The sequence below is a fragment of the Mesorhizobium norvegicum genome, from assembly GCF_004919685.1.
Lineage (GTDB): Bacteria > Pseudomonadota > Alphaproteobacteria > Rhizobiales > Rhizobiaceae > Mesorhizobium > Mesorhizobium norvegicum.
Genome location: NZ_SMYZ01000104.1, coordinates 1 through 26368, shown reverse-complemented (window position 1 = coordinate 26368; position 26368 = coordinate 1). Strand labels below are relative to the sequence as shown.

The 26368-nt window shown below is 64.1% G+C and carries 23 protein-coding genes; 11 read left to right on the top strand and 12 right to left on the bottom strand.

The features are described from left to right. Positions 1–60 precede the first annotated feature (60 nt). Together FCU66_RS35370 and FCU66_RS35365 are read right to left on the bottom strand one after the other, a co-directional pair. The gene (locus FCU66_RS35370; RefSeq protein WP_136619935.1) at positions 61–1215 is read right to left on the bottom strand and encodes an ABC transporter substrate-binding protein; all 1155 of its coding nucleotides are present in this window, start codon (positions 1213–1215) and stop codon (positions 61–63) included. Between the two features lie 219 nt (positions 1216–1434). After that, on the bottom strand, positions 1435–2280 hold the full coding sequence (locus FCU66_RS35365) for a class I SAM-dependent methyltransferase (protein WP_136619936.1): 846 nt from the start codon (positions 2278–2280) through the stop codon (positions 1435–1437). Between the two features lie 76 nt (positions 2281–2356). Here FCU66_RS35365 and FCU66_RS35360 point away from each other — a divergent pair, with 76 nt between their 5' ends. Further along, positions 2357–2839 (top strand): helix-turn-helix domain-containing protein, encoded by a 483-nt coding sequence (locus FCU66_RS35360; RefSeq protein WP_136619937.1) that lies wholly within the window; start codon positions 2357–2359, stop codon positions 2837–2839. Positions 2840–2845: 6 nt separating this feature from the next. On the opposite strand, the gene FCU66_RS35355 is transcribed toward FCU66_RS35360, so the two are convergent. The 3 genes from FCU66_RS35355 to FCU66_RS35345 all read right to left on the bottom strand — a co-directional run bounded on the left by FCU66_RS35355 (position 2846) and on the right by FCU66_RS35345 (position 5047). Then, positions 2846–3751, bottom strand: coding sequence for a LysR family transcriptional regulator (locus FCU66_RS35355; RefSeq protein WP_136619938.1), 906 nt, complete (start codon positions 3749–3751; stop codon positions 2846–2848). Between the two features lie 82 nt (positions 3752–3833). After that, a complete protein-coding gene (locus FCU66_RS35350; protein WP_168992005.1) occupies positions 3834–4451 on the bottom strand; it encodes a DedA family protein in 618 nt (205 codons plus the stop codon). Continuing rightward, complete coding sequence (locus FCU66_RS35345; protein WP_136619940.1) at positions 4448–5047, bottom strand: class I SAM-dependent methyltransferase; 600 nt, start codon at positions 5045–5047, stop codon at positions 4448–4450. Before FCU66_RS35345 ends, FCU66_RS35350 begins: the two co-directional genes overlap by 4 nt. Before the next feature lie 286 nt (positions 5048–5333). Here FCU66_RS35345 and FCU66_RS35340 point away from each other — a divergent pair, with 286 nt between their 5' ends. From FCU66_RS35340 to FCU66_RS35325, 4 genes are all read left to right on the top strand, one after another. Next, positions 5334–6008, top strand: a complete 675-nt coding sequence (locus FCU66_RS35340; RefSeq protein ID WP_136619941.1) for a response regulator transcription factor — start codon at positions 5334–5336, stop codon at positions 6006–6008. Continuing rightward, positions 6005–7366 carry a sensor histidine kinase gene (locus tag FCU66_RS35335; RefSeq protein ID WP_136619942.1) on the top strand — a complete coding sequence of 454 codons (1362 nt, stop codon included), beginning with the start codon at positions 6005–6007 and terminating at the stop codon, positions 7364–7366. Before FCU66_RS35340 ends, FCU66_RS35335 begins: the two co-directional genes overlap by 4 nt. Positions 7367–7436: 70 nt before the next feature. Continuing rightward, complete coding sequence (locus FCU66_RS35330; protein WP_136619943.1) at positions 7437–7886, top strand: RrF2 family transcriptional regulator; 450 nt, start codon at positions 7437–7439, stop codon at positions 7884–7886. After that, positions 7876–8775 carry an NAD(P)/FAD-dependent oxidoreductase gene (locus tag FCU66_RS35325; RefSeq protein WP_136619944.1) on the top strand — a complete coding sequence of 300 codons (900 nt, stop codon included), beginning with the start codon at positions 7876–7878 and terminating at the stop codon, positions 8773–8775. The genes FCU66_RS35330 and FCU66_RS35325 overlap by 11 nt, the downstream gene beginning before the upstream one ends. On the opposite strand, the gene FCU66_RS35320 is transcribed toward FCU66_RS35325, so the two are convergent. Next, a complete protein-coding gene (locus tag FCU66_RS35320) occupies positions 8772–9548 on the bottom strand; it encodes a DeoR/GlpR family DNA-binding transcription regulator (protein WP_136619945.1) in 777 nt (258 codons plus the stop codon). The two genes, FCU66_RS35325 and FCU66_RS35320, sit on opposite strands and share 4 nt — an antisense overlap. Positions 9549–10049: 501 nt before the next feature. On the opposite strand from FCU66_RS35320, the gene FCU66_RS35315 reads away from it, so the two are divergent. Both FCU66_RS35315 and FCU66_RS35310 read left to right on the top strand, forming a co-directional pair. After that, complete coding sequence (locus tag FCU66_RS35315) at positions 10050–10937, top strand: phosphotransferase family protein (RefSeq protein ID WP_136619946.1); 888 nt, start codon at positions 10050–10052, stop codon at positions 10935–10937. Then, on the top strand, positions 10934–13387 hold the full coding sequence (locus tag FCU66_RS35310; RefSeq protein WP_136619947.1) for a GcvT family protein: 2454 nt from the start codon (positions 10934–10936) through the stop codon (positions 13385–13387). Before FCU66_RS35315 ends, FCU66_RS35310 begins: the two co-directional genes overlap by 4 nt. Here the strand turns inward: FCU66_RS35310 and FCU66_RS35305 are convergent. Next, positions 13384–14016, bottom strand: a complete 633-nt coding sequence (locus FCU66_RS35305; protein WP_168992006.1) for a class I SAM-dependent DNA methyltransferase — start codon at positions 14014–14016, stop codon at positions 13384–13386. The two genes, FCU66_RS35310 and FCU66_RS35305, sit on opposite strands and share 4 nt — an antisense overlap. Before the next feature lie 103 nt (positions 14017–14119). On the opposite strand from FCU66_RS35305, the gene FCU66_RS35300 reads away from it, so the two are divergent. Next, on the top strand, positions 14120–15022 hold the full coding sequence (locus FCU66_RS35300; RefSeq protein ID WP_136619949.1) for a phosphotransferase family protein: 903 nt from the start codon (positions 14120–14122) through the stop codon (positions 15020–15022). 7 nt (positions 15023–15029) lie between these two features. Here the strand turns inward: FCU66_RS35300 and FCU66_RS35295 are convergent, their stop codons facing one another. Beyond that, entirely contained in the window at positions 15030–15953 is a 924-nt protein-coding gene (locus tag FCU66_RS35295; protein ID WP_136619950.1) for a DMT family transporter, read from the bottom strand. Between the two features lie 108 nt (positions 15954–16061). Then, positions 16062–17342, bottom strand: coding sequence for an amidohydrolase family protein (locus FCU66_RS35290; RefSeq protein ID WP_136619951.1), 1281 nt, complete (start codon positions 17340–17342; stop codon positions 16062–16064). A gap of 169 nt (positions 17343–17511) precedes the next feature. On the opposite strand from FCU66_RS35290, the gene FCU66_RS35285 reads away from it, so the two are divergent. Then, positions 17512–19266, top strand: coding sequence for an ABC transporter ATP-binding protein (locus FCU66_RS35285; protein WP_136619952.1), 1755 nt, complete (start codon positions 17512–17514; stop codon positions 19264–19266). 157 nt (positions 19267–19423) lie between these two features. Here the strand turns inward: FCU66_RS35285 and ilvD are convergent, their stop codons facing one another. Then, positions 19424–21268 carry a dihydroxy-acid dehydratase gene (gene ilvD, locus FCU66_RS35280; protein WP_136619953.1) on the bottom strand — a complete coding sequence of 615 codons (1845 nt, stop codon included), beginning with the start codon at positions 21266–21268 and terminating at the stop codon, positions 19424–19426. 254 nt (positions 21269–21522) lie between these two features. Between ilvD and FCU66_RS35275 the strand changes: the two genes are divergently transcribed. Beyond that, positions 21523–21993, top strand: coding sequence for a VOC family protein (locus tag FCU66_RS35275; protein WP_136619954.1), 471 nt, complete (start codon positions 21523–21525; stop codon positions 21991–21993). Between the two features lie 179 nt (positions 21994–22172). Here FCU66_RS35275 and FCU66_RS35270 read toward each other — a convergent pair whose 3' ends face one another. Beyond that, positions 22173–23765 (bottom strand): peptide chain release factor 3, encoded by a 1593-nt coding sequence (locus tag FCU66_RS35270; RefSeq protein ID WP_136619955.1) that lies wholly within the window; start codon positions 23763–23765, stop codon positions 22173–22175. A gap of 236 nt (positions 23766–24001) precedes the next feature. On the opposite strand from FCU66_RS35270, the gene FCU66_RS35265 reads away from it, so the two are divergent. Next, positions 24002–25072 carry an NAD(P)/FAD-dependent oxidoreductase gene (locus tag FCU66_RS35265; RefSeq protein WP_136619956.1) on the top strand — a complete coding sequence of 357 codons (1071 nt, stop codon included), beginning with the start codon at positions 24002–24004 and terminating at the stop codon, positions 25070–25072. On the opposite strand, the gene FCU66_RS35260 is transcribed toward FCU66_RS35265, so the two are convergent. Then, positions 25066–26368: amidase (locus tag FCU66_RS35260; protein WP_136625481.1), on the bottom strand; the 1303-nt coding region annotated here is incomplete at its 5' end. The two genes, FCU66_RS35265 and FCU66_RS35260, sit on opposite strands and share 7 nt — an antisense overlap.

Sequence of the window (26368 nt, the reverse complement as noted above, 5' to 3'; positions counted from 1 at the left end):
GCAGACCCCCACCCCGACGCTGTGCGTCGACCCTCCCCACAAGGGGGAGGGTAAGAAAAATCACCGCCCGCCGATGACGCCGATATAGTCGGACACCCAGCGGTAGTAGGGCACGCACTGATCGTTCTGGGTGGTGCATTTCGACACCGGCGTCTTCCAGAACTTGATCTTGTCGAAATTGTCGTAGCCGTTGGTCTTGCAGCCCTCGTCGGTCAACAGCTCATCGCCCTTGCAGGCGGCGGGCACGACGGGCAGCGAACCGAACCAGGCCGAGACATCGCCCTGCACCTTCGGCGACAGCGAATGTTCCATCCACATATAGGCGCAGTTGGGATTGGCCGAGTCGGCCTCCATCATTGTGGTGTCGGCCCAACCGGTGGCGCCCTCCTCCGGGATGGTGGACGCGATCGGCTTCTTGGCGGCGACCAGCGTGTTGACCTGATACGGCCACGAGCCGGAAGCGACGACGCCTTCATTCTGGAAATCGTCGACCTGGATGGCGGCGTCATGCCAGTAGCGGCCGACCAGCGTGCGCTGGACGCGCAGCAATTCGAGCGCTGCCTTGTACTGGTCCTCGTTCAGTTCGTAGGGATCCTTGATGCCGAGTTCCGGCTTGTGGAACATCAGATAGTTGGCGGCATCCGCGATGTGGATCGGCCCGTCATAAGCCTGGACGCGGCCCTTGTTGGACTTGCCGTCCGGCAGCTTCATTTCCTCGAAGACGATGTTCCAGCTCTTGGGAGCCTCCTTGAACACGTCGGTGTTGTACATCAGGACGTTGGGACCCCACTGATAGGGAACGCCGTAGTGGGCGCCGCCGACGGTGAACCACGGAGCGTCCTTGAGGCGCTCGTCGACCGTCTTCCAGCTCGGGATGAGATCGGTGTTGATCGGCTGCACGCGCTTGCCGGCAACGAGGCGCAGCGAGGCATCGCCCGAAGCGGTGACGAGGTCGAAACCGCCCTCATTCATCAGCGAGACCATCTCGTCGGAGGTGTTGGCCGTCTTGACGTTGACCTTGCAGCCGGTCTCCTTCTCGAAGGAGGTCACCCAGTCATAGCCCTTGTCGGTCTCGCCGCGCTCGATGTAGCCCGGCCAGGCAACGATGTTGACCTGGCCTTCGCCCTTGCCAAGTTCCTTGACCTGGGCGACGGCCTGACCGGAAAAGGTCAGCGCGACCGTCAGTGCAGTGCATGACTTCAGGAATGAATTCATTGTCGATCTCCCATTTGGCGCCTGACCCCGAAAGCCGGTTTCGGTCTTCGCTAGGGGTCACGCGCGGACTGAAAAACTGTCAGTTCGTCCGTTGGACGCATGTCGCTCTGATGGCGGCTTTGGTCCCTGATCGTGAAAGTGCTTTGAAAATTCCGGTTTCGCAAATTCATTTATCAGAAGGGCGATATCGGTTTTTCCGATAGCCAACCACCCACCCCTTCAAGCCAGCGCCGTCACCAACCAGCAGGCGGCATTGAAGAGAGCCTCGCCGTCCTCCACGAAAGGCGCGAACGCAGCAGGCAACACAGTAGCGATTTTTTCGGCCGTTGCCCGGTCAACCTCGCGCAGCGCGGCGCCGACCGGCCCTAGCCGGGTGGCATACGTCATCAGATCGCCTTCGGCGATCTGACACAGGACGTCCGCCTGTTCGACTTCGATTGACGACCAGCCGCTCGCTTCAAGGATCCGCTTCACCTTGGCACCGTCGGCAAAGGCAAACTGCCCCGGCGCATCGGGGTCTGGCGCGGGTGCGGGCGGCAGGAAAGGTGCAGCCGCTCGCGCAGCGGTCGTCATGAATTCATTCTCGACCGGACTGCGCCAAGCAACAAAGGCGAGTTTGCCACCGCGCCTTGCGGCCTGTCTTATGTTAGCGAACGCGGCCACGGGATCATCGAAGAACATGACACCAAAGCGCGAGACAACAGCGTCGAAGTGCCCGGATTCGAACGCATACGCCTGGGCATCGCCCACTTCAAAACTTGCGTTTGCTACCTTTTCCACCCGCGTGCGCTCCGTCGCCAGGGCGACAAGCGGCTGCGAGATGTCGAGCCCAACACAACGTCCGTCGTTGCCCACGCGGCGCGCCATCGCCAGCGTTGTGGCGCCAGCGCCGCAGCCGATGTCCAGGACATTGCCCCCTTCCCCGGGATAGCCGGCATCGACTACCAGCCGCTCGAACGGCGCCAGTATTTCGTCGAGGATCGGCTGCATCTCGACCCAGGCCTTTCCGCTGGCGTCATTCCAGAGTGCGGCTTGGCGTGTGTTTGGCTGTGCGGATTGCGGCATAACGGACCTCGCTTTTCTGTTGTTCTCACCGATCGTCGCGAGCAGTCTACGAGTTCAAGCCGACTTGAGGTCAAGAATGAAAGATATGGACATTGCCGAAGTGTCGCGCCGCACCGGCGTGCCCGCCTCGACGCTTCGCTACTACGAGGAGAAGGGCCTCATCGCCTCGATCGGCCGTCGCGGCCTGCGCCGCTTGTTCGACCCGGCCGTCCTGGAACGGCTCGCCTTGATCGTGCTTGGACGCGCCGGTGGATTCGCACTGGACGAGATTTCCGCGATGCTGACGCCCGACGGCCTGCCGAAAATGGATCGAGGGCGCCTGCATGCCAAGGCGAACGAACTGGACCACACCATCCAGCGCCTGACCGCGATCCGAGAGGCTTTGCGTCACGCCGCCCGATGTCCGGCCGCCCAGCCGATGGAGTGTCCGACGTTCCGCCGGGCCGTCAGGCTTGCTGGCGCCGGCCGCTTCGAGGTTGCTCCGATCGGGCCCTTCAAGGCGGAGGCGGTTTCCGTCACAAGGCGCAAGCGCCAGACTGGCGACGTCAGCCTGGAGTAGGCCACACTAGCGGCGCACCGTCCGCTGTGACTGGGCAAGGCCGATGAAATCGCGCGCCGCCTGCGGCAGGCCGGAGCCGCGCCGCCAGACCATGCCGACCTGGACCACCGGCAAGGAGCCCGAAATATCGCGCGATTCGATGCGGTCGCCTTCCAGCGACCAGGGCCGGTAGACGAGGTCGGGCAGCAGCGCCACGCCGGCGCCGGTGGCGACGAGACTGCGCACGGCTTCGACCGAGCGGGTGCGGAAAGCGACATGCGGCTTGGCGCCGATCGCCGTCAGCAGCTTGCCGGTGTTTTCCTCGATCTCGTCGACGGTCAGCATGATCAGCGTTTCGGAGGCAATGTCGCCAATGCTGATAATGTCGGCGCTGGCGAGCGGATGGCCGAGCGGCAGCCACAGCCGGTAAGCCGAGACTTCGAGGATTTCCGACTGCAAGGCGGTGCGGTCGCGCAAATTGGAGGTGACCATGACGGCAATGTCGAGCTTGCCGCCGATCAGGAGATGTTCGAGGTAGTCGCCATTGTCCTCGATGGCCGAGACCTCGACACCCGGATAGGCGCGGCGGTAGCGGGCGAGCAGATCCGACAGCACATAGCCGGCGACCAGCGAGGTGACGCCGAGCTGCAGCCGACCGCCCGCCACCGCCTGCTCGCCGGAGAAAGAGCGGCGCGCGTCGGACACGTCCGCGAGGATCTTGGTGGCGTGGCGCAGGAACTGGTGACCCTTGTGGGTGATGTTCAGGCCGCGCGGATGGCGTTCGAACAGTTCGACGCCGAGATCGCTTTCTAGTTCCTTGATCGCTTCGGTGACCGACGACTGCGAGATCGAGAGGTTTTGTGCTGCGCCAGAGACCGTGCCTTGCTCGGCAACGGCGATGAAGAACTGCAATTGGCGGATGGTGAAGGCCATGGCCGGACTAAACACCGGCGCGCCGGGGAAGGAAAGCCGACGGCGGAGCTTATCCCGTGACCGGAGATCCGGCGCTGCGTGGTCAGCCGAGCGCCAACTTGATGCGCCGCCGGCATGCGGGGCCATAGCGCAGCACAAGCATGAATGCCGTCTCCAGAGCCACGACGATGACAATGATGCGCAGGCCCACCGTGAACGAATCCCGGCCGCTGCCGCGCAGCAGATAGCCGGTGGTGAGAAAGCCGGCGTTCCAGAGCGTGGCGCCGAGCAGCGTCGCGGCCGCAAAGGGGAAGGCAGGCAGACAGAGCGCGCCGGCTGCGATCGGCAGGTAATTGCGCACCGTCGGGATGAACTGTGCCAGCAGGGAGACCCGGACATGATTGCGGCGGTAGGCCTGGCCGAGCCTGCGGTAGGTCGCGTGGCGCAGGAAGACATATTTGCCGAAACGTTCCACCAGCCTGTCGGCACGATCAGGCCCAATCCGGCGGCCGACCGCATACCAGACAAGGCAGCCGCTGGCGGAGGCAAGCGTCGTCACCAGCAGCAAGACCGCCAGCGTCGAACCATCCGGCGCCGCCGTCATGCCGAGGAACAGCAGCAGCACATGCGAGGGCGGGATTGGCAGGATCTTTTCGGTGAAGGCGAGGCAGAAGACGCCCAACAGACCGAAGCCGAGGATTGTCGCCAGCGGGCCGGTCACGCGAAGCGCCAGTCATAGGTGCTGAGCGTCTTGATCCTGGCGATGCGATAGACCGTCGCCGGCGGGAAGTTGCGAAAGGTATGGCCAACCCGCGTGACCTCGAGATCGAGCCGATCGAGCAGCGACTGGTCGAACGGACAGCGCCGGCCGAGCGTGAACTGATAGAGCGCGCCGCCTGGGCGAAGATTTGCGAAAACCCCGTCGAGAATGGCGAGCGTCTTGCGCGGTGAGATCAGGCGGAAGGGCAACCCGCTAATGGCGGCGCCGACCGCCGGCCCAGGGAATAGCGATAGATGGCGCAGGCCGACGGCATCCATTTCGAAGACCCGGGCGGCGGGAAAGCGCCGCTTGAGCAGTGCGGCGAAATCCGGATCGGATTCGATCAGCGTCAAATCCTCTTCACTGACCCCGCGCGCCAGCAGCGCCCGGGTGAACGGGCCGGTTCCGGGACCAAGCTCCAGCACGGGGCCGGTGTCGGGACCGATGTCGCGCGTCATCAATGCCGCCAGGCTGGAACTGGACGGCGTGACGGAGCCGATCCTGAACGGCGCCACGGTCCACGCCATGAGAAAAGACAGAGCATCATTTGCAGACATAGCTAACCTCAATCCGGACAGCAGCGCGACAATCAGTTTGGTGCGGCCATTTGATTTCATTTCAGCGCCGGACCCGACCTGTTGCATATTCGGGCCCGACGCCTTGATGCCGGCATGGCGGTTCGTGCCGACTGGCGCTGTTTGCCGTGACTGGATTGCATAGACATTGCGCAAGGTGGCAGATGCAAAGAAAGGGCGCGTCGACGCCCGCTGCCAGGATTTGCCATGCTTGCGCAATGTTGGCGCTGTAGCGCCTGCAGCAGTGGTCTTTGTAAGAGGATGGTGGATGCGTATCCTGCTGGTCGAAGACGAGCCTGAAATGGTCTCGGCCTTGCGTGCCGCGCTGAAGCGCCACGACATGGTGGTCGACCACGCCGGCTCGCTGCTCGAGGCGGAGGGCTTCGTTGCCGCCGACAGCTACGACGCCATCCTGCTCGACCGCCAATTGCCGGATGGCGACGGGCTGTCGCTTGTGCCCAGACTGCGCGCAGCGAAGAACACCACGCCCGTGCTGATGCTGACCGCGAAGGGCGACACGTCGGACAAGGTCGACGGGCTGAACATGGGCGCGGACGACTATCTGGCAAAGCCGTTCGCCTTCGAGGAATTGCTGGCCCGGTTGCGCGCGCTGCTCAGGCGTCCGGTGCCGATGCAGTCGCAATTCATCCGCGCCGGCCATCTGGTGCTCGATGTCGGGCATCGCGAGGTGTCGATCCGTGGTGAGCCGCTCAGCCTGCCGCGCCGCGAACTCCTGGTGCTGGAAACGCTGATGCGGCGGACCGGCCGCATGGTGCAGCGCGAGGCGCTGATGGAAGCGGTGTTCGGCCTCGACGACGAGATTCAGTCCAACGCGCTCGACACCCACGTCTCGCGCCTGCGCCGCAAGCTCGCCGACGCCGACGGCGGCGTGACGGTCAACGGCATTCGCGGCGTCGGCTATCTCTTGCGCGAGACGACATGACGATCAAGCGCCCGCGTTCGCTGAAATGGAGCCTGGTGCTGCGCATCGCGTTGCTGCAATGCGCGATGCTGACACTGATCATCGTCGGCATTCTTGGCGCCATGCTGGCCACCGGGCTCATTCCGCACGACTATGAGGACGGCACGATGGACGTGCTGGCGGATGCGGTGGCACGTGACGCCAGCGGCAAGCTTGTCGTCCGCGAGACGGCGGATATGGCAAAGCTGCGATCTGGAGTTCCGGACCTCTGGTTCATCATTCGCGACAAGCAAGGGCAACGGCTGCAGGAAGGAACGGTACCGACCATCTTCCAGCCCTTTGTCGGACTGCTGGACACCATCAGCGACGCCCGTATCGACCCGACCCTGGGGCAAGCCGCGCCACCCGGAGGAAAGATCCGCTGGACCGATACGGCAGCCGGCAACGTCCAGATCTTCACCGGCACCAAGGGCGGGCTTTCGCTCATGCGCCTGCTTGGGCAGGCGCCGCAATTTTTCCTGCAAGGGATACTGCCGCTCGCCGGGCTGATGGCGCTGGCCACGCTGTTCGCGACGCCCTGGGTGGTGCGCGGCGCGCTTTCAGGGCTTGGCCATGCGGCGGCCGAGGCCGGGCGCATCGACGTCGACCAGCGCGGCGTACAGCTGCCGCTGAAGGACGTGCCCTTGGAGGTGACACCGCTGGTGAAAGCGGTGAATGCGGCGTTATCGCGCCTCGACAAGGGCTATGAGCGCCACAAGCGTTTCCTGACCGACGCGGCGCATGAACTGCGAACACCGGTCGCCATCCTCAACACACGCCTCGCCGCGCTGCCGGCGACACCCGAACGGGCACGGCTGCTGCAGGACGCAGCCCGGCTTTCGACGCTGACCGACCAGCTGCTCGACCTGCAGCGTCTCGACCGGCAGGCCGCGGCTTTTGAAAAGGTCGACCTTGTGGCGATTGCGCGCAACGTCATTGTCGACCTCGCGCCGATGGCGTTTTCGGCCGGATACGAGATGTCGTTCGAACCCGAAGCAGAAGCAGTTTTCGCCTCCGGTGACCGCACCGCGATCGAACGCGCCGTGACCAATCTCGTCCAGAACGCCATCGAACATGGCGGCCGCTCGGGCAAGATCACCGTTGGCATTACAGCTCCCGCCGTCATCGAGGTGCGGGACGAAGGCGGCGGTGTGCCACTGAGCGAGCGGGAACGCGTCTTCGAACCGTTCTACCGGCTGCGCCCGCAGGACCACGGCGCGGGACTCGGCCTCAACCTGGTGCAGGAGATCATGCAATTGCATGGCGGGCGCATCGATATCCTCGACGGCAGGCCGAATGGTGCCTGCTTCCGGATGAGTTTTCGCGCTTTGCCAGCCTAGGCTTCCCATAGGCGACCGCGTGAGTGCAGGCGCGTTTGACATCGGCGCGAATCGTAACTAACTAAGTTACATGAAACGCAACAGCAGACTGTCCTCGACCCTGCACATTCTCGTCCACATGGCCGAGAAGCCCGAACGGGCGCTGACCTCCGAGCAGCTTGCCACCTTCATCCACACCAATCCGGTGGTGGTCCGCCGCACCATCGCAGGCTTGCGCGATGCCGGCATCGTCACCTCGTCGCGCGGGCACGGCGGCGGCTGGCTGCTCGGGCGGGCGCCCGAAAAAATATCCCTGGCCGAGATCAGCGTCGCCCTTGGCGAGACGCTGCTGCCGTTCAGCACCGAGCCGGAAAGCCCCGGCTGCCTCGTCGAGCAGGCGGTGATCGCCGTGCTCGACGATTTTCGCGTCGCGGCCGAAAGGCTGCTGGCGGAAAAACTCGACCGCATCACGCTGGCCGACCTGACCGCCGATTTCCGCCGCCGTTTTGATCTCATTGGAGTCTCCAGCCATGCAGTATGATCTTGCCGTCGTCGGCGGCAGCTTTGCCGGCCTGTCCGCCGCCATCCAGGTGGCGCGGGCAGGACGCAAGGTGCTGGTGATCGACGCCGGCCAGCCGCGCAACCGCTTTGCCGAGCATTCGCACGGCTTCCTCGGACAGGACGGGCGCTCGCCCAGCGCAATCCTGGGTGACGCAAGGCGGCAGCTGCTGGCCTATCCGACAGCCAGGGTTGTCGACGGGCGCGCGGACAAGGCCGTTGCCGCCGGCAGCAGCGATTTCGAAATCACCACCGATGGCGGCGAGACATTCGCCGCCGCACGGCTGGTGCTGGCCACCGGGGTGCGCGACATCCTGCCGGAGGTGGCCGGGCTTGCCGAGCTCTGGGGAAGGAGCGTGCTGCACTGCCCCTATTGCCACGGCTACGAAGTTTCCGGTGGGCCGCTCGGCGTGCTCGCAACCGGTCCGATGTCCCTGCATCAGGCACAGCTGATCGCCGATTGGGGCGATGTCACGCTGTTCGGCAACGGCCTGTTCGAACCCGACTCCAAGCAGATGCGCGCCTTGGAGAGCCGAAAGGTGCGGTTTGAGCCCACCAGCGTGACCGAGCTGCGGGAAGACGGCTCCGGCGGATTGATCGTCCACCTCGACGACGGCAGGAAGGCCGGCGTCAGGGCGATGTTCACGGCACCGCGCAACACCATGGCCAGCCCGTTTGCCGAACAGCTTGGCTGCGGCTTCACCGAAGGCCTCCTTGGTCCGGTAATCGCCGTCGACGACAGGCAGCAGACGACCGTGCCCGGCGTCTACGCCGCCGGCGACGCGGCACGTTCGATGCACAACATCGCCTTTGCGGTATCGGCTGGCACCTTCGCGGGCGTGTGCGCCCACCAGTCGCTGGTCTTCGGCTAAAACCCGGCTTCTTCGCCGGCGATGCTGAGCCGCGCGCCGGCCTGTGCCAGGGCGGCGGCTATGTCGCGCGGCGGCGAACGGTCGCTGGCGAGTTCGGAAAAGCTGTCGAAGCCGCAGACCTGGACCAGACCAAGGCGGCCGAACTTCGAGTGATCGGTGATGACGAGTGAACGCTGGCCGCGCGACAGCACCATGCGGGCGAACTCGGCCTCTTCCAGATCATAGTCCATGACGCCCATCACCGCATCGATGGCGCCGGTGGAAATGATGGCGTGGCTGACCGAGAAGCGGCTGACGAAGTCGATGGCCGAGGCGCCGAAGGCAGCGCCGGAATCGCTGCGCAGCTCGCCGCCGGCCATGTAGACCTTGTTGCCGTTGATGGTGGCCAGCGTGCGGGCGATGTCCGACGAGTTGGTGACGACCGTCAGGCGCCGGTGGCCGAGCAGTTCACGGGCAAGGAACGAGGTCGTCGTGCCGGTGTCAAGCATGATCGATTCGCCGTCGCGGATGGTGGCGGCGACCATGCGGGCAATGACGCGCTTGGCGTCGGCATTCTCACGCATGCGTCGCTCGAACGGTGCTTCTCCGATCATCGACGGTAGGCTGATAGCGCCATGCATCTTGAGGACGGAGCCGTCACCGGTGAGCGGCTTGACGTCGCGGCGCACGGTCTCGAGCGACACGCCCAGCCGGTCGGCCAGACTGGCGATGGTGACGGTGCCCTCTTCCTGCAGCAGCCGCAGAATCTCGCCATGCCGTTTCGAATGGGTCATCGGGGTCGTTTCCGGTCGCATCGCCGCGTAGATGACCGCTTCTAAGCCAAATCCGCTGGGTATTACAAGAAAACTCGAAAGAATTCGGTCATAAAAGCAGAAAAAGCCACAGAATCCCGTTGACATCAGGCATTGTGCGGCGTGACACTGATCTGGTGACAGGCTCGGACTGCCACGGGAGAATGATGGCAGAGCCGTATCCAAACTTGCGTGCCCAAAGGTCTGGAAACTGTCTGGCGCAAGGGCGAGGGAATTTTTCGAATCCGCGGGGGCGGATGCCGGCCTCGAAGAGCCCGGCACATGGGACTCGTCGGTGCGGCGCCGGATACCGATCCTGATGCCGCGCCGACGAGCTTTTTTCCAAAACGAGCATTCGTCGAAACGGCACGCTCTCTCTGCTGTGCCGCCCTGTCGATGCCGTGTCCGAGAAGAGACCAATCGACAAGCGGCCAATAAACGGGCAGCCAACAAACGGGCGGCCAATAAATGGGGGGCCAATCCATGACCGCCGAAGATCGCATCCGCGCCCTGCCCTGCTGGATCGGCAGCATTGAGATCGCACCGCTGCCCGGAGGCTTGAGCAACGCCAATTATGTGGTCAAGGACGCTGCCGGCAAGCATGTCGTGCGCTTCGGCCAGGACTATCCGTTCCACCATGTCTTTCGCGAGCGCGAGGTGATGACGGCGCGGGCGGCGCATGCCGCCGGTTTCGCGCCAGCCGTCCGCCATGCCGAACCGGGCATCCTGGTCACGGAGTTTCTCGGCGCGAAAACCTATCTGGCAGAAGACGTGCGCGCCAATCTCGGCCGCGTCGCGGCCCTGATGCGCGGCTTCCACCGGGAGATGCCCAATCACGTCTCGGGCGCCGGCTTCATGTTCTGGGTGTTCCATGTCATTCGCGACTATGCGCGTACGCTTGAAGAAGGCGGCAGCCGCAAGCGCAGCGATCTGCCACGCCTGCTGACGCTGGCCGACGAACTGGAGCGCGCACAGAAACTGCTGCCGATCGTCTTTGGCCACAATGATCTTTTGCCGGCCAACATACTCGACGACGGCAACAGGCTGTGGCTGATCGACTTCGAATATGCCGGCTTCAACACGGCGATGTTCGACCTCGCCGGCGTCGCCTCCAACGCCGGCATGAGCGACGAGGAATCCTTCGCCTTCCTGACCGCCTATTTCATGAAGGAACCTGACGAGGCGATCCGCCGCTCGCACGCGGCCATGCAATGCGCCTCGCTGCTGCGCGAGGCGATGTGGAGCATGGTGTCGGAGCTCTATCTCGACGCGCCCGGCATCGACTACGTCGCCTACACCGAGGAAAACCTGACGCGGCTCGAAGGCGCGCTGGAAAACTACAGAACGAAGTACGGGATACAGAAATCATGACATTGCCCAGCCAGGCCGCGATCGTCGTCATCGGCGGCGGCATCATCGGCTGTTCGACAGCCTATCATCTGGCACGCGACCACAAGGCCGATGTGGTGCTGCTTGAGCAGGGCAAGCTGACCTCGGGCTCGACCTGGCATGCCGCCGGCCTTGTCGGCCAGCTGCGCTCGTCGGCCTCGATCACCCGCGTGCTGAAATACTCCGTCGACCTCTATAAGGGGCTGGAGGCCGAGACCGGCCTCGCCACCGGCTGGAAGATGACCGGGTGCCTGCGGCTCGCCACCAATGCCGACCGCTGGACCGAGTACAAAAGACTGGCGACGACGGCGAAAAGCTTCGGCATGGACATGCAGTTGCTGTCGCCGGCCGAGGTCAAGGCCATGTGGCCGCTGCTGGAGACCGGCGATCTCGTCGGCGCCTCCTGGTTGCCGACCGACGGCCAGGCGAGCCCTTCCGACATCACGCAGTCATTGGCCAAGGGCGCGCGCATGCATGGCGCCAAACTGTTTGAGGATGTCCGCGTCACCGGCTTCGAGATGAAGGACGGCCGCATCACGGTGGTCAAGACCAGCAAGGGCGACATCGCTTGCGACAAGGTGGTCAACTGCGCCGGGCAATGGGCGCGGCAGGTCGGAGCAATGGCCGGCATCAACGTGCCGCTACAACCGGTGAAGCACCAGTATATCATCACCGAGAAGATCGACGGACTGGCGACCGACGCGCCGACCATCCGCGACCCGGACCGGCGCACCTATTTCAAGGAAGAGGTCGGCGGGCTGGTGATGGGCGGCTATGAGCCGAACCCGCAGGCCTGGACCACCGGTCTCCCCGGGGGCGACGTGCCTGACGATTGGGAGTTCCGGCTGTTCGACGACGATTACGACCATTTCGAACAGCATATGAGCCAAGCGATCGCGCGCGTGCCGGCGCTGGAAACCGTCGGCGTCAAGCAGATGATCAACGGGCCGGAGAGTTTTACGCCGGACGGCAATTTCATTCTCGGCACAGCGCCCGAATGCGCCAACATGTTTGTCGGCGCCGGCTTCAACGCCTTCGGCATCGCCTCGGGTGGCGGCGCCGGCTGGGTGCTGGCGCAGTGGGTGGTCGATGGTGAAGCGCCGCTCGACCTGTGGGTGGTCGACATCAGGCGTTTTTCCAACCTGCACCGCGACCGGCAGTGGGTCTGCGATCGCACGCTGGAGGCCTATGGCAAGCATTATACGATCGGCTTCCCGCATGAGGAGTATGCCAGCGGACGACCCCGCATCGTCTCGCCGCTTTACGAACGGCTGAAACGGCAGCGCGCTGTGTTCGGTTCCAAGCTCGGCTGGGAGCGGCCGAACTGGTTCGCACCGCAAGGCGTCGAACCGCAGGACATCTATTCGATGGGGCGGCAGAACTGGTTCGCGGCGGTCGGCGACGAACACCGGCACGTGCGCGAAAAGGTCGGCATCTTCGATCAATCGTCCTTCGCCAAATACGAGTTGAGCGGGCCCGACGCGCTGAAAGCACTGGACTGGGTCTGCGCCAACGATGTCAGCAAGCCGGTCGGCCGGCTGACCTACACCCAGCTTCTCAACACACGCGGCGGCATCGAGGCCGATCTCACCGTGGCGCGGCTGACCGAGGACAAATTCTACATCGTCACCGGCACCGGTTTTCGCACGCATGATTCCTCATGGATCAGCGACCATATCGGCGAAGGGCTCAATGTCACACTTGTCGATGTCACGGAGGATTTCGGCACGCTGTCACTGATGGGTCCTCGGGCGCGCGACGTGCTTTCGGCGGTGACCGGCGCGGACGTGTCGAACGCGGCATTCCCATTTGGCCATGTGCGTGAGATTGCCATAGCCGGCCACACAATTCGGGCGCTGCGCGTCACCTATGTCGGCGAGCTCGGCTGGGAACTGCATGTGCCGATCGCGGCCACCGGCGAAGTCTTCGACGCGCTGATGGCGGCAGGCAAAAAGCATGACATCCGCCCAGTCGGCTACCGGGCGCTGGAATCGCTGCGGCTGGAAAAGGGCTATCGCGCCTGGGGCTCCGACATCACGCCCAACGACACGCCGCAGGAAGCCGGGCTCGGCTGGGCGGTCAAGCTGCGCAAGAACACCGATTTCATTGGACGGCGCGCGCTCGAGAAGACCAGCGACACGGCGTTGAAGAAACGCTTTGCCGGCTTCACGGTCGACGATCCCGAGATCGTGCTGCTCGGCCGCGAAACCATCCTGCGCAATGGCGAGCCGGTCGGTTATCTCACCAGCGGCGGCTATGGCTACACACTGGGCAGGAATATCGGCTACGGCTATGTGCGCAACGCCGACGGGGTGAGCGACGATTTTCTGACCTCGGGCGACTACGAACTGGTGGTCGCGATGGAGCGGACGCCGGCCAAGATCCATCTCGAGCCGATATACGATCCGGCAGCGGAGAAAGTGAAGGCCTAGTTCACGCGCAGGGCGAGACCGCGGCTTGGCACGGTGTCGGCCTCGCCCGGCATGGAGACGTAGGGGCGCGTTTCGTCGACGCGGGTGACGAGGCCTTGCGCCTCGAGCTCAGTGATCCGCGCGGCAAAGCCCTGATCCCACAGCGTGTTCTTGACCGTCAGCACGATCACCCCGCCCGGCCGGCAGATGCGGATCAATTCGTCCAGCCCCTCGACGCCGACATGGCCCGAGGTGAAGACGCCGGCCGAGATGATCCCGGCATAGGCGTCATCGGCAAAGGGCAGATGACCGCCCAGCGCCAGGCAATGCAGCGCCGAATAGACGCCCTTGCGCGCCGCCTGGGCCAGCATGCCTTCAGAAATATCGAGTGCCTCGACCTGGGGATAACCGGCGATGTTCAACCATTCGCCGATCAACCCGGTGCCGGCCCCGGCATCGAGCAGCGGCGCGGCCCCCCGCGGCAGATGGCGGGCCAGCAGCGCAAGGCAGATCGTCGGATGGCGATAGCCGGCGGCCGACATGTCGGCGTCATAGGTCTGCGACCAGCGGTCGTAGAGTGCCGCGACTTCCTCCGGCCGCTTCGCCGCATAGGCCTCGGCGAGTGCGCCCTGATGTTTGCTGTCCGCCACTTTTGTCCTGTCCACCATTCCTTGGGTCTCGCATCGGATGATAGCCAAAGCACGAAAATTGTGGAACCGTCGCTGCGACAAATAACAGCGTGGGGGCGCAGGCATGGTGACAGACGAGGCGCGTGCGGTACTGGACGCCATTCCCAGGCTGGCCGGCTACACCGGGCCAATGGAACGGCTCGGCGGCCTCACCAATCTGGTTTTCAAGGCTGGCGAGTTCTGCCTGCGCATTCCCGGCAAGGGCACCGAGGAGTACATCAACCGCGCCAACGAGGCGGTGGCTGCGCGCGAAGCGGCAAAGGCAGGGGTCAGCCCCGAGGTGCTGCATGTCGATCCCGGCACCGGGGTCATGGTGACGCGCTTCATCGCCGGCGCCGAGACGATGTCGCCGGAAAAATTCAAGGTTCGGCCCGGCAGCCCGGCCCGAGCCGGCGAGGCCTTCCGCAAGCTGCACAATTCAGGCGCGGTGTTTCCCTTCCGCTTCGAACTGTTTGCGATGATCGACGATTATCTCAAAGTGCTGTCGACCAAGGATGTCGCCCTGCCCACCGGCTATCATGACGTGGTCCGCGAGGCCGAGACAGTGCGGTCGGCGCTCGCCGCCCATCCGCTGCCGCTCGTCGCCTGCCACTGCGATCCGCTGTGCGAGAACTTCCTCGACACCGGCGAGCGGATGTGGATCGTCGACTGGGAATATTCGGGCATGAACGACCCGCTCTGGGATCTTGGCGACCTCAGCGTGGAAGGCAAATTCGACACGGCGCAGGATGAAGAGATGATGCGCGCCTATTTCGGCGGCGAGGCCAGGCCGGCGGAGCGCGGCCGCATCGTCATCTACAAGGCGATGTGCGACCTGTTGTGGACGCTGTGGGGGCTGATCCAGCTCGCCAACAGCAATCCAGTCGACGATTTCCGTGCCTATGCCGACGGGCGGTTTGCCCGCTGCAAGGCGCTGATGGAGACGCCTGAGTTTTCACGGCACCTGGCGGCTATCCGTCAGGGCTGAGCCTGGACTAATTCACGCCCTTCGGCACGTTCTCCGGCGGCACCGTAGTCTCGACCACTTTCTGGCGGTGGAAGATGAACATACCGGCCAGAACGACGATGCCCGAGCCGATCAGGATGCGCGTGCCTGGAACGTCGCCGAAGAACACCAGCCCGAACACCACCGCCCATAGGAGCAGCGTGTAATGCAACGGCGCCAACGTCGAGGCCGGCGCCAGCTTGAGCGCCCTGGTGATCATCAGATGCGCGCCGCAGGAGACGATGCCGAGCAACAGCATGGCGCCGAAGTCGAGCGCCGACGGCGTCTGCCAGGCGCCGATGGTCAGCACACCGCCGACCAGCAACGTGCCGATGGTCTGCCACGTCACCAGATTGGTGTCGCTGGTGCCGCGCAGCCGGCGATTGAGGATGATGGCGAAGGCGAAGGAGATGCTGCCCACCAGCGCAAAGCCCGATGACAGCGAGAACGCCGCCGAGGACGGTTTGAGCATGATCAGCACGCCGCAGAAGCCGAGCAGGATCGCCATCCAGCGGCGCCAGCCGACCTTTTCGCCAAGCAAGAGGTGCGAGAGTGCCGCAACGTAGATCGGCCCGGCCATGTAGAAACTCATGACATCGGCAAGCGGCAGATAGACGACGGCGGCGTAGAAGAGCGCGGTGTCGAGCGTGGTCATGACCACGCGCAGCAGCTGCAGCTCCAGGCGTTCCATGCGAAACAGCTTGGCCGTGCCCTGATGGGCGATCATCGGGCCAAGCACGAAGAAGGCGCCGATGGAGCGGATCAGCACCACCTGGCCGACGGAGAAGCTGGCGACCAGCCACTTGCCCATGGCGTCGTTCAGCGCAAACAGGAAGTCGCCGGCCAGCATCAGCAGAATGCCGGCCAAAAGCACGTTCCTGACTGTGGAATTCTGCGCCACGGGCTGCGTCATGCCGATCCCGATTCCTCCCTTGCGTAAGCCGCGTCGTAGACGGAAGCGGCTGCTTTGACGAGGCGAAATCCGAAAATCGGCAAGGCCAGCGCCGGGATTCGGCTGGATCTAGGCGGATATGTGCCGCCGGTTCACCATTCCCGGCCTTCCGTCGATGGACAGCCTGGTCTCCTGCTTCGTCCGCTCCGCCACCACCTTGCCCCTGGCGATGACGCACAGGCGCTCGGCGCGCAGGCGCAAGGCCTCGACCGCATTGCCGGCGTCGAGGACGACAAGGCTGGCGCGCTTGCCGACCGCGAGGCCGAGATGATCAAGGCCCATGATCGCGGCATTGACGTTGGTGACCATGTCGAAGCAGCGCGCCATGTCGGCCGGGCTCGACATTTGCGCTACATGCAGGCCCATGAAGGCGACGTCGAGCATGTCGGCGGTGCCCAGCGAATACCAGGGATCGAGCACGCAATCCTGGCCCCAGCCGACGCGGATGCCGAGTGCCTGCATTTCCTTGACCCGGGTCATACCCCGGCGCTTCGGGAAGGTGTCGTGGCGGCCCTGCAGCATGATGTTGATCAACGGGTTGGGGATGGCGGAGACGCCCGCCTCGGCGATCAGCGGCAGCAGCTTCGAGACATAGTAATTGTCCATCGAATGCATCGAGGTGAGGTGCGATCCGACCACCTTGCCGTGCAGACCAAGACGCTGCGTCTCATAAGCAAGCTGTTCGATGTGACGCGACAGCGGATCATCGGTCTCGTCGCAATGCAGGTCGACCATCAGGCCGCGCCTTGCCGCGATCTCGCACAGCTCCGTTACCGAACGCGTGCCGTCGGCCATGGTGCGCTCGAAATGCGGAATGCCGCCGACGATGTCGACGCCCATGTCGAGCGCGCGGATGGTGTTTTCACGTGCCGTCGGCGAGCGATAAAACCCGTCCTGCGGGAAGGCGACCAGTTGCAGATCGATGTAGGGGGCGACCGTCTTCTTGACCTCGAGCAGCGCCTCGACCGCCAGCAGGCGGTCATCGCAGACATCGACATGGGTGCGGATGGCGAGCAGGCCCATCGACACCGCCCAGTCGCAATAGGCAAGCGCGCGGTCGCGTACCGCCTCATGCGTCAAAAGCGGCTTCAATTCGCCCCACAGCGAAATGCCTTCGAGCAGCGTGCCCGACGCGTTGATGCGCGGAATGCCGTAGGAAAGCGTCGCGTCCATGTGGAAATGCGGATCGACGAAGGGCGGCGAGACCAGATTGCCACGGGCGTCAACCTCGGTCCGCGCGGAGCCCTGCAGAGTGGGCTCGATCGCCGCGATCGTCTCGCCGCTGACGCCGATGTCGGCAACCCTGCCATCAGGCAGTGCGCCGCCGCGAACGATAAGGTCGAAATCCATCTGTCGTCATCCCGTCAAAAGAATCATCTGATGTAGCCGAGGCTGAAAATCGCATCCCGTCGATGCCGCTTGCAACAACGGTTTGTCCGCAGCGGCCGCGGATGGTTCCATCCGGCCGCAACTCCCTCTATAAGCCGCCTTCGTTGTCCCGGTTTCAAGGATCCGCCGTTTGTTTCGTTTCTTCCGCTCGACGGAAAACCAGCGCCTCGTTGCGAGGCTGCTTCGGGAATCCTTTTACCAGCACAGGTTTGGCTACGGCGCCGCGATCTTGTCGATGCTTGTGGTGGCCGCCACGACCGGCGCCAGCGCCTGGATTCTCAAAGAGATCACCGACGAATTCGTGGTCTTCAAGCGGATTGACCGCGTCAACCTGATTGCGGCGGGGGTCGCCACGATCTTCATCCTCAAGGGCCTCGCCAACTTCATCCAGGCCTACTTCATGAGCCGGGTCGGCAACGCCATCATCGCCGACCGTCAGCGCAAGATCTACGACCGCATCCTGGCGCAAGGCATCGAATTCTACCATTCGACCTCGTCGTCCGACCTGATCACACGCATGACCAACAACGCGCAGGCGGCGCGCAACGTGCTCGACCTCGTTGTCACGTCCTATGTGCGCGACCTGGTGTCGCTGGTTGTCCTGGTAGGGGTCATGGTCTGGCAGCAGCCAGCCCTGTCTCTAATCTGCTTCGTCGTCGGCCCCTTGGCTATCTACGGGGTCAACCGCATCCTGAAACGTGTTCGCAAGTTCGCCGCGATGGAGTTTCGCTCGGTCGGCCAGATCGTGCAGGTGATGCAGGAAACCGCAATCGGCGTCCGCGTCGTCAAATCCTTCAACCTCGAAGGCGCAATGCGCAAGCGCATGTACAAGGCCGTGTCGGACGTCGAGAACCGGGCCAACAACATCGCGACGCTGGAGGCTGCGACAAGCCCGGTGATGGAGACGCTGGCCGGACTGGCAATTTCCGGGGCGATCTTCGTCAGCGGCTTCCTGGTCTTGCAGGGCGGCCAGATGCCGGGAAACATCATGGCCTTCATCGGGGCGCTCCTGTTTGCCTATGAGCCGGCGAAGCGCCTTGCGCGCGTGCGCATATCGCTGGAAAGCGGCATTGTCGGCGTGCGCATGATGTTCGAGCTCGCCGACCAGCCGCTGACTCTGGTCGAGAAGCCGGACGCGAAGCCGCTTCTGGCCGGACCGGGCGAGATCCGGTTCGACGCCGTCAGCTTCGCCTATCAGAATGGCCCGCCGGTGCTGGACAGGTTCGACCTCACCCTTGCGCCCGGCAAGATGACGGCGCTGGTCGGGCCTTCCGGCGGTGGCAAGTCGACTGTTCTAAACCTGATCATGCGCATGTACGACCCGAAGAGCGGCAAGGTGCTGTTCGATGGTCAGGATATTTCCCATGCGACGCTGGCATCGGTGCGGGAAAAGATCGCCTATGTCAGCCAGGATACGTTCCTGTTTGCCGGCACGATCATGCACAACATCCGGCTTGGGCGCGAGGGCGCGACCGACGAAGAGGTGATCGCCGCCGCCAAGGCGGCCAACGCGCATGACTTCATCAGCGCGCAGGCGAAAGGCTACGAGACGGATGTCGGCGAGAATGGCGGCCTGCTGTCGGGCGGCCAGCGCCAGCGCATCTCGATCGCGCGCGCCATGTTACGCAATGCCGAGATCCTGCTGCTGGACGAAGCGACCAGCGCACTCGACGCCGAATCGGAAGCGCTGTTTCGCGATGCGCTGCAGCAATTGACGGTCGGGCGCACGACGATCGTCATCGCGCATCGTCTGTCGACCGTGCACCAGGCCGACACCATTGTGGTGCTCGAAGCCGGCAAGGTGGTGGAAAGCGGCCCGCACAAGACCTTGCTCAAGCAGGGCGGGCTTTACCAGAAGCTTTATGAGTATCAGCTGATGCCGTGAGGATGTTCCGGATGTTGGAGCCATGCCCCCTCATCCGGCCCTTCGGGCCACCTTCTCCCCGAGGGGAGAAGAGATTGCGAACGCCGGCGTCAGCCTCTTCTCCCCACCGGGGAGAAGGTGGCCGCGAAGCGGCCGGATGAGGGGGTCGGCGCCAACCTTACTCCGGCACGAACCTCACCGCACCCTTGGCCGCGCTGGTGGCCATCGCGGCATAGGCGCGCAAGGCTGTCGTCACCTTGCGCTTGCGCTTTTCCTCGGGCTTCCAGGCCAGGGCGCCCTTGGCCTCCATCGCCGCCCGGCGGGCAGCGAGTTCTGCGTCATCGACAGCAAGGCGGATGCTGCGGTTCGGGATGTCGATCTCGATCGTATCGCCCTCCTGCACCAGCCCGATTAACCCGCCTTCGGCGGCTTCGGGCGACGCATGGCCGATCGACAGGCCCGACGTGCCGCCGGAGAAGCGGCCGTCGGTGACCAGTGCGCAGGCCTTGCCGAGGCCCTTCGACTTCAGATAGCTGGTCGGATAGAGCATCTCCTGCATGCCGGGGCCGCCGCGCGGCCCCTCATAGCGGATGACAACGACATCGCCGGCCTTGATCTCGTTGGAGAGGATCGCCTTGACGCTCGAATCCTGGCTTTCGAAGACGCGGGCCGGGCCGGTGAATTTCAGGATCGATTCATCGACGCCGGCCGTCTTCACGATGCAACCGTCGAGCGCCAGATTGCCTTTCAGCACGGCAAGGCCACCATCGTTGGAAAAGGGGTGTTCGGCCGAGCGGATGACACCCTTTTCGCGGTCGAGATCGAGCTCATCCCAGCGGCGGTCCTGGCTGAAGGCGACCTGTGTCGGCACGCCGCCTGGGGCGGCGAGGAAGAAATCGCGCACGCTCTGACTGGTCGTACGGGAAATATCCCAATGATCGAGCGCTTCGCCCAGCGTTGACGTATGCACCGTCGGCAGATCGCGGTTGATCAGGCCGGCATTGTCGAGCTGGCCGAGGATCGCCATGATGCCGCCGGCACGATGGACGTCTTCCATATGGACGTCGGATTTTGCCGGAGCAACCTTGCACAGCACCGGCACCTTGCGCGACAGCGCGTCGATGTCGTCCTGATCGAAATCGATTTCGCCCTCATGGGCGGCGGCCAGGATGTGCAGCACGGTGTTGGTCGACCCGCCCATGGCGATGTCGAGCGTCATGGCGTTCTCGAAGGCACCCTTCGAGGCGATGTTGCGCGGCAGCGCCGTCTCGTCGTCCTGCTCGTAGTAGCGCTGGGCGAGATCGACGATCAGGTGGCCGGCCTCGACAAACAGCCGCTTGCGGTCGGCATGCGTGGCCAGCGTAGAACCATTGCCGGGCAGCGAAAGGCCAAGCGCCTCGGTCAAACAGTTCATCGAATTGGCGGTGAACATGCCCGAGCAGGAGCCGCAGGTCGGGCAGGCCGAGCGCTCGATGACCTTGACGTCCTCATCGGAGATCTTGTCGTCGGCGGCCGCCACCATGGCGTCGACCAGGTCGAGCGCCTGCGTCTTGCCAGCGAGCACCACCTTGCCGGCTTCCATCGGTCCGCCGGAGACAAAGACGGTCGGGATGTTGAGGCGCAAGCTGGCCATCAGCATGCCTGGCGTGATCTTGTCGCAATTGGAGATACAGACCATGGCGTCGGCGCAGTGGGCGTTGACCATGTATTCGACGGAATCGGCGATCAGCTCGCGCGACGGCAGCGAATAGAGCATGCCGTCATGGCCCATGGCGATGCCGTCATCGACAGCGATGGTGTTGAATTCCTTGGCAACGCCGCCGGCCTTCTCGATCTCGCGCGCCACCAGCTGGCCGAGGTCCTTCAGGTGGACATGGCCCGGCACGAACTGGGTGAAGGAATTGACCACCGCGATGATCGGCTTGCCGAAATCGCTGTCCTTCATGCCGGTGGCGCGCCACAGGCCGCGGGCGCCGGCCATGTTGCGGCCATGAGTGGTGGTGCGGGAGCGATAGGCAGGCATGTTTTTTCCTTGGTGGCTGGCCGCAGCCCAGGAATGGCGCGGCAGAGCTGAATTCGGACCGCAGGCGTTATAGACGCGCAAATATGGTCTGGCCACAATTTTGCAATGCGCCAGATTCCCCCAAAAAATCATATCTTCCGAAAAAAATTGCGTCCTGCTGTCGGATTGCGCCGCGCACGGCCGTCCTTGGGCAAACGGCAAGGAAATGGCACCATTCCCGGAGTCAGCCGTTTCACCGCCCGAGGAGAATGACAATGCAAAAGATCACCACCTTCCTGTGGTTCGACGGCCAGGCCGAAGAGGCCATGAACCACTACGTATCGATCTTCAAGAATTCGAAGGTGTTGAGCGTCACGCGCTGGCCGCAGGGCCACGCCCAGGAAGGCAAGGTGCTGGTGGCCTCGTTCGAGCTCGACGGCGTGCAATTCCAGGCGCTCAATGGCGGCCCGCAATACAAATTCACAGAGGCCATGTCGCTCTCGATCGACTGCAAGACGCAGGCTGAAGTCGACCATTTCTGGAGCAAACTCACCGAAGGCGGCGGCGAACCCGGCCGCTGCAGCTGGCTGAAGGACAGATTCGGCGTTTCCTGGCAGGTCGTGCCGGAGCAATTGCCCAGGCTCCTCGGGGATGCGGACCGGGCCAAGGCCGGCCGGGTGATGTCGGCGATGATGCAGATGGGCAAGATCGACATCGCCAAGATCGAAGAGGCGGCGAAGGGGTGAGAAGCGGTCCGCGTAGCGGACGGAAAGCCAATTGCTTGGCTTTTCGAGCTTCGAACGCCCGGAGCCTGCGACGGGCCGGGTGGCATATAGGAGCCCATTAATCCTTGAGATCGGCGCTGCCCCTCATCCGCCCTTCGGGCACCTTCTCCCCGTAGAACGGGGAGAAGGAAAGCTGTACTTCAAGCCGCCTTGTCGCGGACCTGATAGTCCTTGATCGTGGCAAACTTGATCGCCTTCCAGCGTTCCGCTTCGTAGTTTAGCGAAAAGGCGTGCTGGGCCAGAAACACCGGGTCGTTGTCGAGGTCGCGGGCGATGTCGCCGCGATGCGCCTCGATGAAGCGCAGGACCTCGGCCTTGTCGTCGGCCGATATCCAGCGGCAGACCGAAAAGCGCGACATCTCGAATTCGACCGGCAGCGTGTATTCGAAGTTCAGCCGTTCCTTCAGCACGTCGAGCTGCAGCGCGCCGACCACACCGACGATGGCCGGTGAGCCGTCCTCCGGCGAAAACAGCTGCACGACGCCCTCCTCGGCCATCTGGTGCAGCGCTTCCTTGAGCTTCTTGGCCTTCATCGCATCACCAAGCCGGACACGGCGCAGGATTTCCGGCGCGAAATTCGGCACGCCGCGGAACAATATCTCCTCGCCCTCGGTCAGCGTGTCGCCGATGCGCAGCGTGCCGTGGTTGGGAATGCCGACGACATCGCCGGCGAAGGCCTCGTCGGCGGTGACGCGGGTGCGGGCAAAGAAGAATTGCGGCGCCGACAGCGACATCGGCTTTCCCGTGCGCACCAGCTTGGCCTTCATGCCGCGCTCGAGCTTGCCGGAGCAGACGCGGACGAAGGCGATACGGTCGCGGTGGTTGGGGTCCATGTTGGCCTGGATCTTGAAGACGAAGGACGTCATCTTCTCTTCGGTCGCCTCGACCTTGCGGGTATCCGCCTCCTGCGCGCGCGGCGGCGGCCCAAAGGCGCCAAGCGCCTCGATCAGGTCGCGGACGCCATAGTTGCGCAGCGCCGAGCCGAAATAGACCGGCGTCAGATGACCTTCGCGGAAGGCTTCTATATCAAGGGGTCTGCACGCTTCTCGCGCGAGCTCCAGCTCCTCGATGAAGGCCTCGCGCTCGTTTTCCGGCAGCAGCCCGGCAACGCGGTTGGAATCGGGGCCGTTGACCGGCGTGCGTTCTTTCTCCGCATCGCCCTTGCGCACCGCGTTCAGCGCCAGATGGTAGGTGCCGGAGAACGTCTTGCCGCGGCCGATCGGCCAGGTGATCGGTGCGGTGTCCAGCGCCAGCTTCTGTTCGATCTCGTCGAGTATCTCGAAGGGGTCGCGGCTTTCGCGGTCCATCTTGTTGACGAAGGTGATGATCGGGATGTCGCGCAGCCGGCAGACCTCGAACAGTTTCAGCGTGCGCGGCTCGATGCCCTTGGCGGCGTCGATGACCATGACGGCCGAGTCTACCGCCGACAGCGTGCGGTAGGTGTCGTCGGCAAAATCCTCGTGGCCGGGCGTGTCGAGCAGGTTGAAGACATTGTCCTCATACTCGAAGGTCATCACCGAGGTGACGACCGAAATGCCGCGCTCGCGCTCGATCTTCATCCAGTCGGACCGCGTCTGGATCTTGTCCTTCTTGGCCTTGACCTCGCCGGCAAGCTGGATGGCGCCGCCGAACAGCAGCAGCTTTTCGGTCAGCGTCGTCTTGCCGGCGTCCGGGTGTGCGATGATCGCGAAGGTGCGGCGGCGCGCCACTTCTTCTTCTATTGCTTCGGGCATTCTCTGGGATTTCCGTGTGACAGGCCGGGCTTCTAGCAGTGCAGTGCCGGGCTGTCGACCGGTCGGGCGGCGCGGATGCCGCTGGTTGCCGCCTCACCGTCAGAGCATGCGGCTCCGTCATGCTGTGGTTCAGGTCAGCGCATTGCCGCATATTTCGCGCTGCGCGATGTTGGCAAGCGGCTGCCAGGATGGCACTGGATGAACATCCCATGGGATGATGAGGCAGAGGAACGAGTATGACAACGGCGAAACAAGTGATCGTCATCGGCGCCGGCATCATCGGCGCCTCCATCGCCTGGCATCTGACCAAGGCGGGCGCGCTGGTGACAGTGATCGCCGACAGTGACTCCGGCGGCGTTGCCACGCCGAATTCCTTCGCATGGATCAATGCCAGCTGGGGCAATCCGGAGCCGTATTTCCGGCTGCGCACCCGCGCAATGGCCGAATGGACGCGGCTGGCGCGGGACCTGCCCCTCCCGCTCAGCTGGTGCGGCGGCCTGTGCTGGGATTTGTCGGCGGCCGACATGGAAACCTATGCCACGCAGCATTCCGCCTGGGGCTACGGCATCGAGCGCGTCGACCGCGCCCGCGCGGCTCTTATCGAGCCCAATCTCACCGAGCTTCCGGACTTTGCCTTGCATGTGGCCGAGGAAGGCGTTGCCGAACCGGTGACTGCCACCCGCGCCCTATTGGCAGACGCGGAGCGACATGGCGCGAAAATCATCACCAGCACGGTTACGGCGCTGGTCCAGACCGGCGGCAAGATCACCGGTGTCGACACATCGCATGGGTTGATTACCGCCGACGAAGTGGTGATCGCGGCAGGCGTCGGCTCATCGGACATTGCCGCGACGGCCGGGATCCACCTGCCGATCGAAACACCGCCCGGGCTGATTGTCCATTCGCGGCCCACCAAAAAGCTGCTCAACGGCTTGGTGCTGGCCGAGCGGCTGCACATGCGCCAGACTGCGGAAGGCCGCATCATCGCCGGCTCGGACTTCGGTGGCGCCGACCCGGGCATGGATGCTGAAGCCACCGCCCACGCGCTGTTTGCGGCCATGAAAGCCATGCTGCGCGGCGGCGACGGGTTGGAACTCGATTTCCACACGGTCGGCTACCGGCCGACACCGATCGACGGCTTTCCGATCATCGGCCGCGCCGAGGGCGTGGACGGTGTCTATGTCGCCGTCATGCATTCCGGCATCACGCTGGCGCCGGTCGTCGGCCTGTTCGCCACAAGGGAAATCCTTGAAGGCGAGCGCGACCCGCTGCTTGCGCCTTATCGATTGTCGCGTTTCGCTCAATAGGCGGGCGGTCGGCGAAAGCCGCCGGTCAGTGGTTCGATTGCCCTGGCGATGCCGAGTAGCCGCGCTTCCGACCAACGTCTGCCGACCAATTGCAGGCCGACCGGCAAGCCGGCGCTGTCCAGTCCGCACGGCATGGAAAGCGCTGGATGGCCGCTGTAGTTGAACACCGCGCCATAGGCCGGCAGCATCCAGTAGCTCTGCTCCTTGCCGTCGACCTTGATCGGTGTGCCGGGCTCGCAATGCGGGAAGGCGTTGGTCATGGCGACCGGGCAGAGCAGCGCGTCCCAATTTTCGAAAAACCGGTCCCAGGCGAGAATGGATTGGTCGCGGCGGGCGAGCGCCTCGAACCAGTGCGAGATTGATGTCGGTTCCTCCGGTGGTTCCGGCTGCGCGGCCTCCAGCATCATGCCTATCAGCGCGCTGCCTCGCTCCAGATCGTCGTGCAGGTCGAGTTTCGGCAGTTTCGCTTCTTCGACGACGGCGCCGGCGCGTTGCAGCTGGCTTGCGAGACTTTCGACCGCGGCGCTGATGTCATCGGCCACCGGGAAGCCGGGAAAGGATGGCGCGAAGGCGATGCGCAGTGACTTGAGGTCGAGCTTCAGCATGGCTTCGACCGGCACCGGCGCAAGATCGGTGTCGCTTCCGTCCGGCCCGGCGATGATTTGATAGATCAGCGCCAAATCTTCCACGCTGCGCGCCAGCGGCCCGAGGCAGGACATCAGCCGCACGCTGCGCGCGGCACCTTCAGGATCGGGGAAGGCGCCGGCCAGCGAGACACGGTGCTCCGTCGGCTTCAGGCCGTAGACACCGCAAAAAGAGGCCGGCAGCCGGATCGAATCCTGCATGTCGGTGCCGACATCGAACGGCGTCATCCCCGAGCAAAGTGCCGCAGCCGCGCCGCCGCTGGAGCCGCCCGCCGTGCGCTCGAGATTCCATGGATTGCTGGTGCGGCCGAACAGCGGATTGTTCGACTGCCAGTCGCCCAGCATGGTCGCGACATTGGTCTTGGCCATCAGCACGCCGCCGGCCGCCCTCAACCTGATAACGATCGGGCTGTCGTACCTGGCGACATAGTCGGCGAAGGGCAGGAAGCCGACCGTGGTCTTCATGCCGGATGTCTCGTGCATGTCCTTCAGCGTGAACGGTACGCCATGCAGCGGCCCAAGTGCCTCGCCGCGCGCCTGGGCCGCGTCTGCCATTTTGGCTTGGCTGCGAGCCCCTTCCCTGTCGAGCGAGATGACGGCGTTGACCGCATGGTTGTGGGCGTCGATCTGCGCTAGATGTGGAGCCTCAACA

What these genes read in the sequence shown, in the direction of transcription:
- FCU66_RS35370 (WP_136619935.1), bottom strand. Translation starts at nt 1,215, where the DNA reads ATGAATTCATTCCTGAAGTCATGCACTGCACTGACGGTCGCGCTGACC.
- FCU66_RS35365 (WP_136619936.1), bottom strand. Translation starts at nt 2,280, where the DNA reads ATGCCGCAATCCGCACAGCCAAACACACGCCAAGCCGCACTCTGGAAT.
- FCU66_RS35360 (WP_136619937.1), top strand. Translation starts at nt 2,357, where the DNA reads ATGAAAGATATGGACATTGCCGAAGTGTCGCGCCGCACCGGCGTGCCC.
- FCU66_RS35355 (WP_136619938.1), bottom strand. Translation starts at nt 3,751, where the DNA reads ATGGCCTTCACCATCCGCCAATTGCAGTTCTTCATCGCCGTTGCCGAG.
- FCU66_RS35345 (WP_136619940.1), bottom strand. Translation starts at nt 5,047, where the DNA reads ATGTCTGCAAATGATGCTCTGTCTTTTCTCATGGCGTGGACCGTGGCG.
- FCU66_RS35340 (WP_136619941.1), top strand. Translation starts at nt 5,334, where the DNA reads ATGCGTATCCTGCTGGTCGAAGACGAGCCTGAAATGGTCTCGGCCTTG.
- FCU66_RS35335 (WP_136619942.1), top strand. Translation starts at nt 6,005, where the DNA reads ATGACGATCAAGCGCCCGCGTTCGCTGAAATGGAGCCTGGTGCTGCGC.
- FCU66_RS35330 (WP_136619943.1), top strand. Translation starts at nt 7,437, where the DNA reads ATGAAACGCAACAGCAGACTGTCCTCGACCCTGCACATTCTCGTCCAC.
- FCU66_RS35325 (WP_136619944.1), top strand. Translation starts at nt 7,876, where the DNA reads ATGCAGTATGATCTTGCCGTCGTCGGCGGCAGCTTTGCCGGCCTGTCC.
- FCU66_RS35320 (WP_136619945.1), bottom strand. Translation starts at nt 9,548, where the DNA reads ATGACCCATTCGAAACGGCATGGCGAGATTCTGCGGCTGCTGCAGGAA.
- FCU66_RS35315 (WP_136619946.1), top strand. Translation starts at nt 10,050, where the DNA reads ATGACCGCCGAAGATCGCATCCGCGCCCTGCCCTGCTGGATCGGCAGC.
- FCU66_RS35310 (WP_136619947.1), top strand. Translation starts at nt 10,934, where the DNA reads ATGACATTGCCCAGCCAGGCCGCGATCGTCGTCATCGGCGGCGGCATC.
- FCU66_RS35300 (WP_136619949.1), top strand. Translation starts at nt 14,120, where the DNA reads ATGGTGACAGACGAGGCGCGTGCGGTACTGGACGCCATTCCCAGGCTG.
- FCU66_RS35295 (WP_136619950.1), bottom strand. Translation starts at nt 15,953, where the DNA reads ATGACGCAGCCCGTGGCGCAGAATTCCACAGTCAGGAACGTGCTTTTG.
- FCU66_RS35290 (WP_136619951.1), bottom strand. Translation starts at nt 17,342, where the DNA reads ATGGATTTCGACCTTATCGTTCGCGGCGGCGCACTGCCTGATGGCAGG.
- ilvD (WP_136619953.1), bottom strand. Translation starts at nt 21,268, where the DNA reads ATGCCTGCCTATCGCTCCCGCACCACCACTCATGGCCGCAACATGGCC.
- FCU66_RS35275 (WP_136619954.1), top strand. Translation starts at nt 21,523, where the DNA reads ATGCAAAAGATCACCACCTTCCTGTGGTTCGACGGCCAGGCCGAAGAG.
- FCU66_RS35270 (WP_136619955.1), bottom strand. Translation starts at nt 23,765, where the DNA reads ATGCCCGAAGCAATAGAAGAAGAAGTGGCGCGCCGCCGCACCTTCGCG.
- FCU66_RS35265 (WP_136619956.1), top strand. Translation starts at nt 24,002, where the DNA reads ATGACAACGGCGAAACAAGTGATCGTCATCGGCGCCGGCATCATCGGC.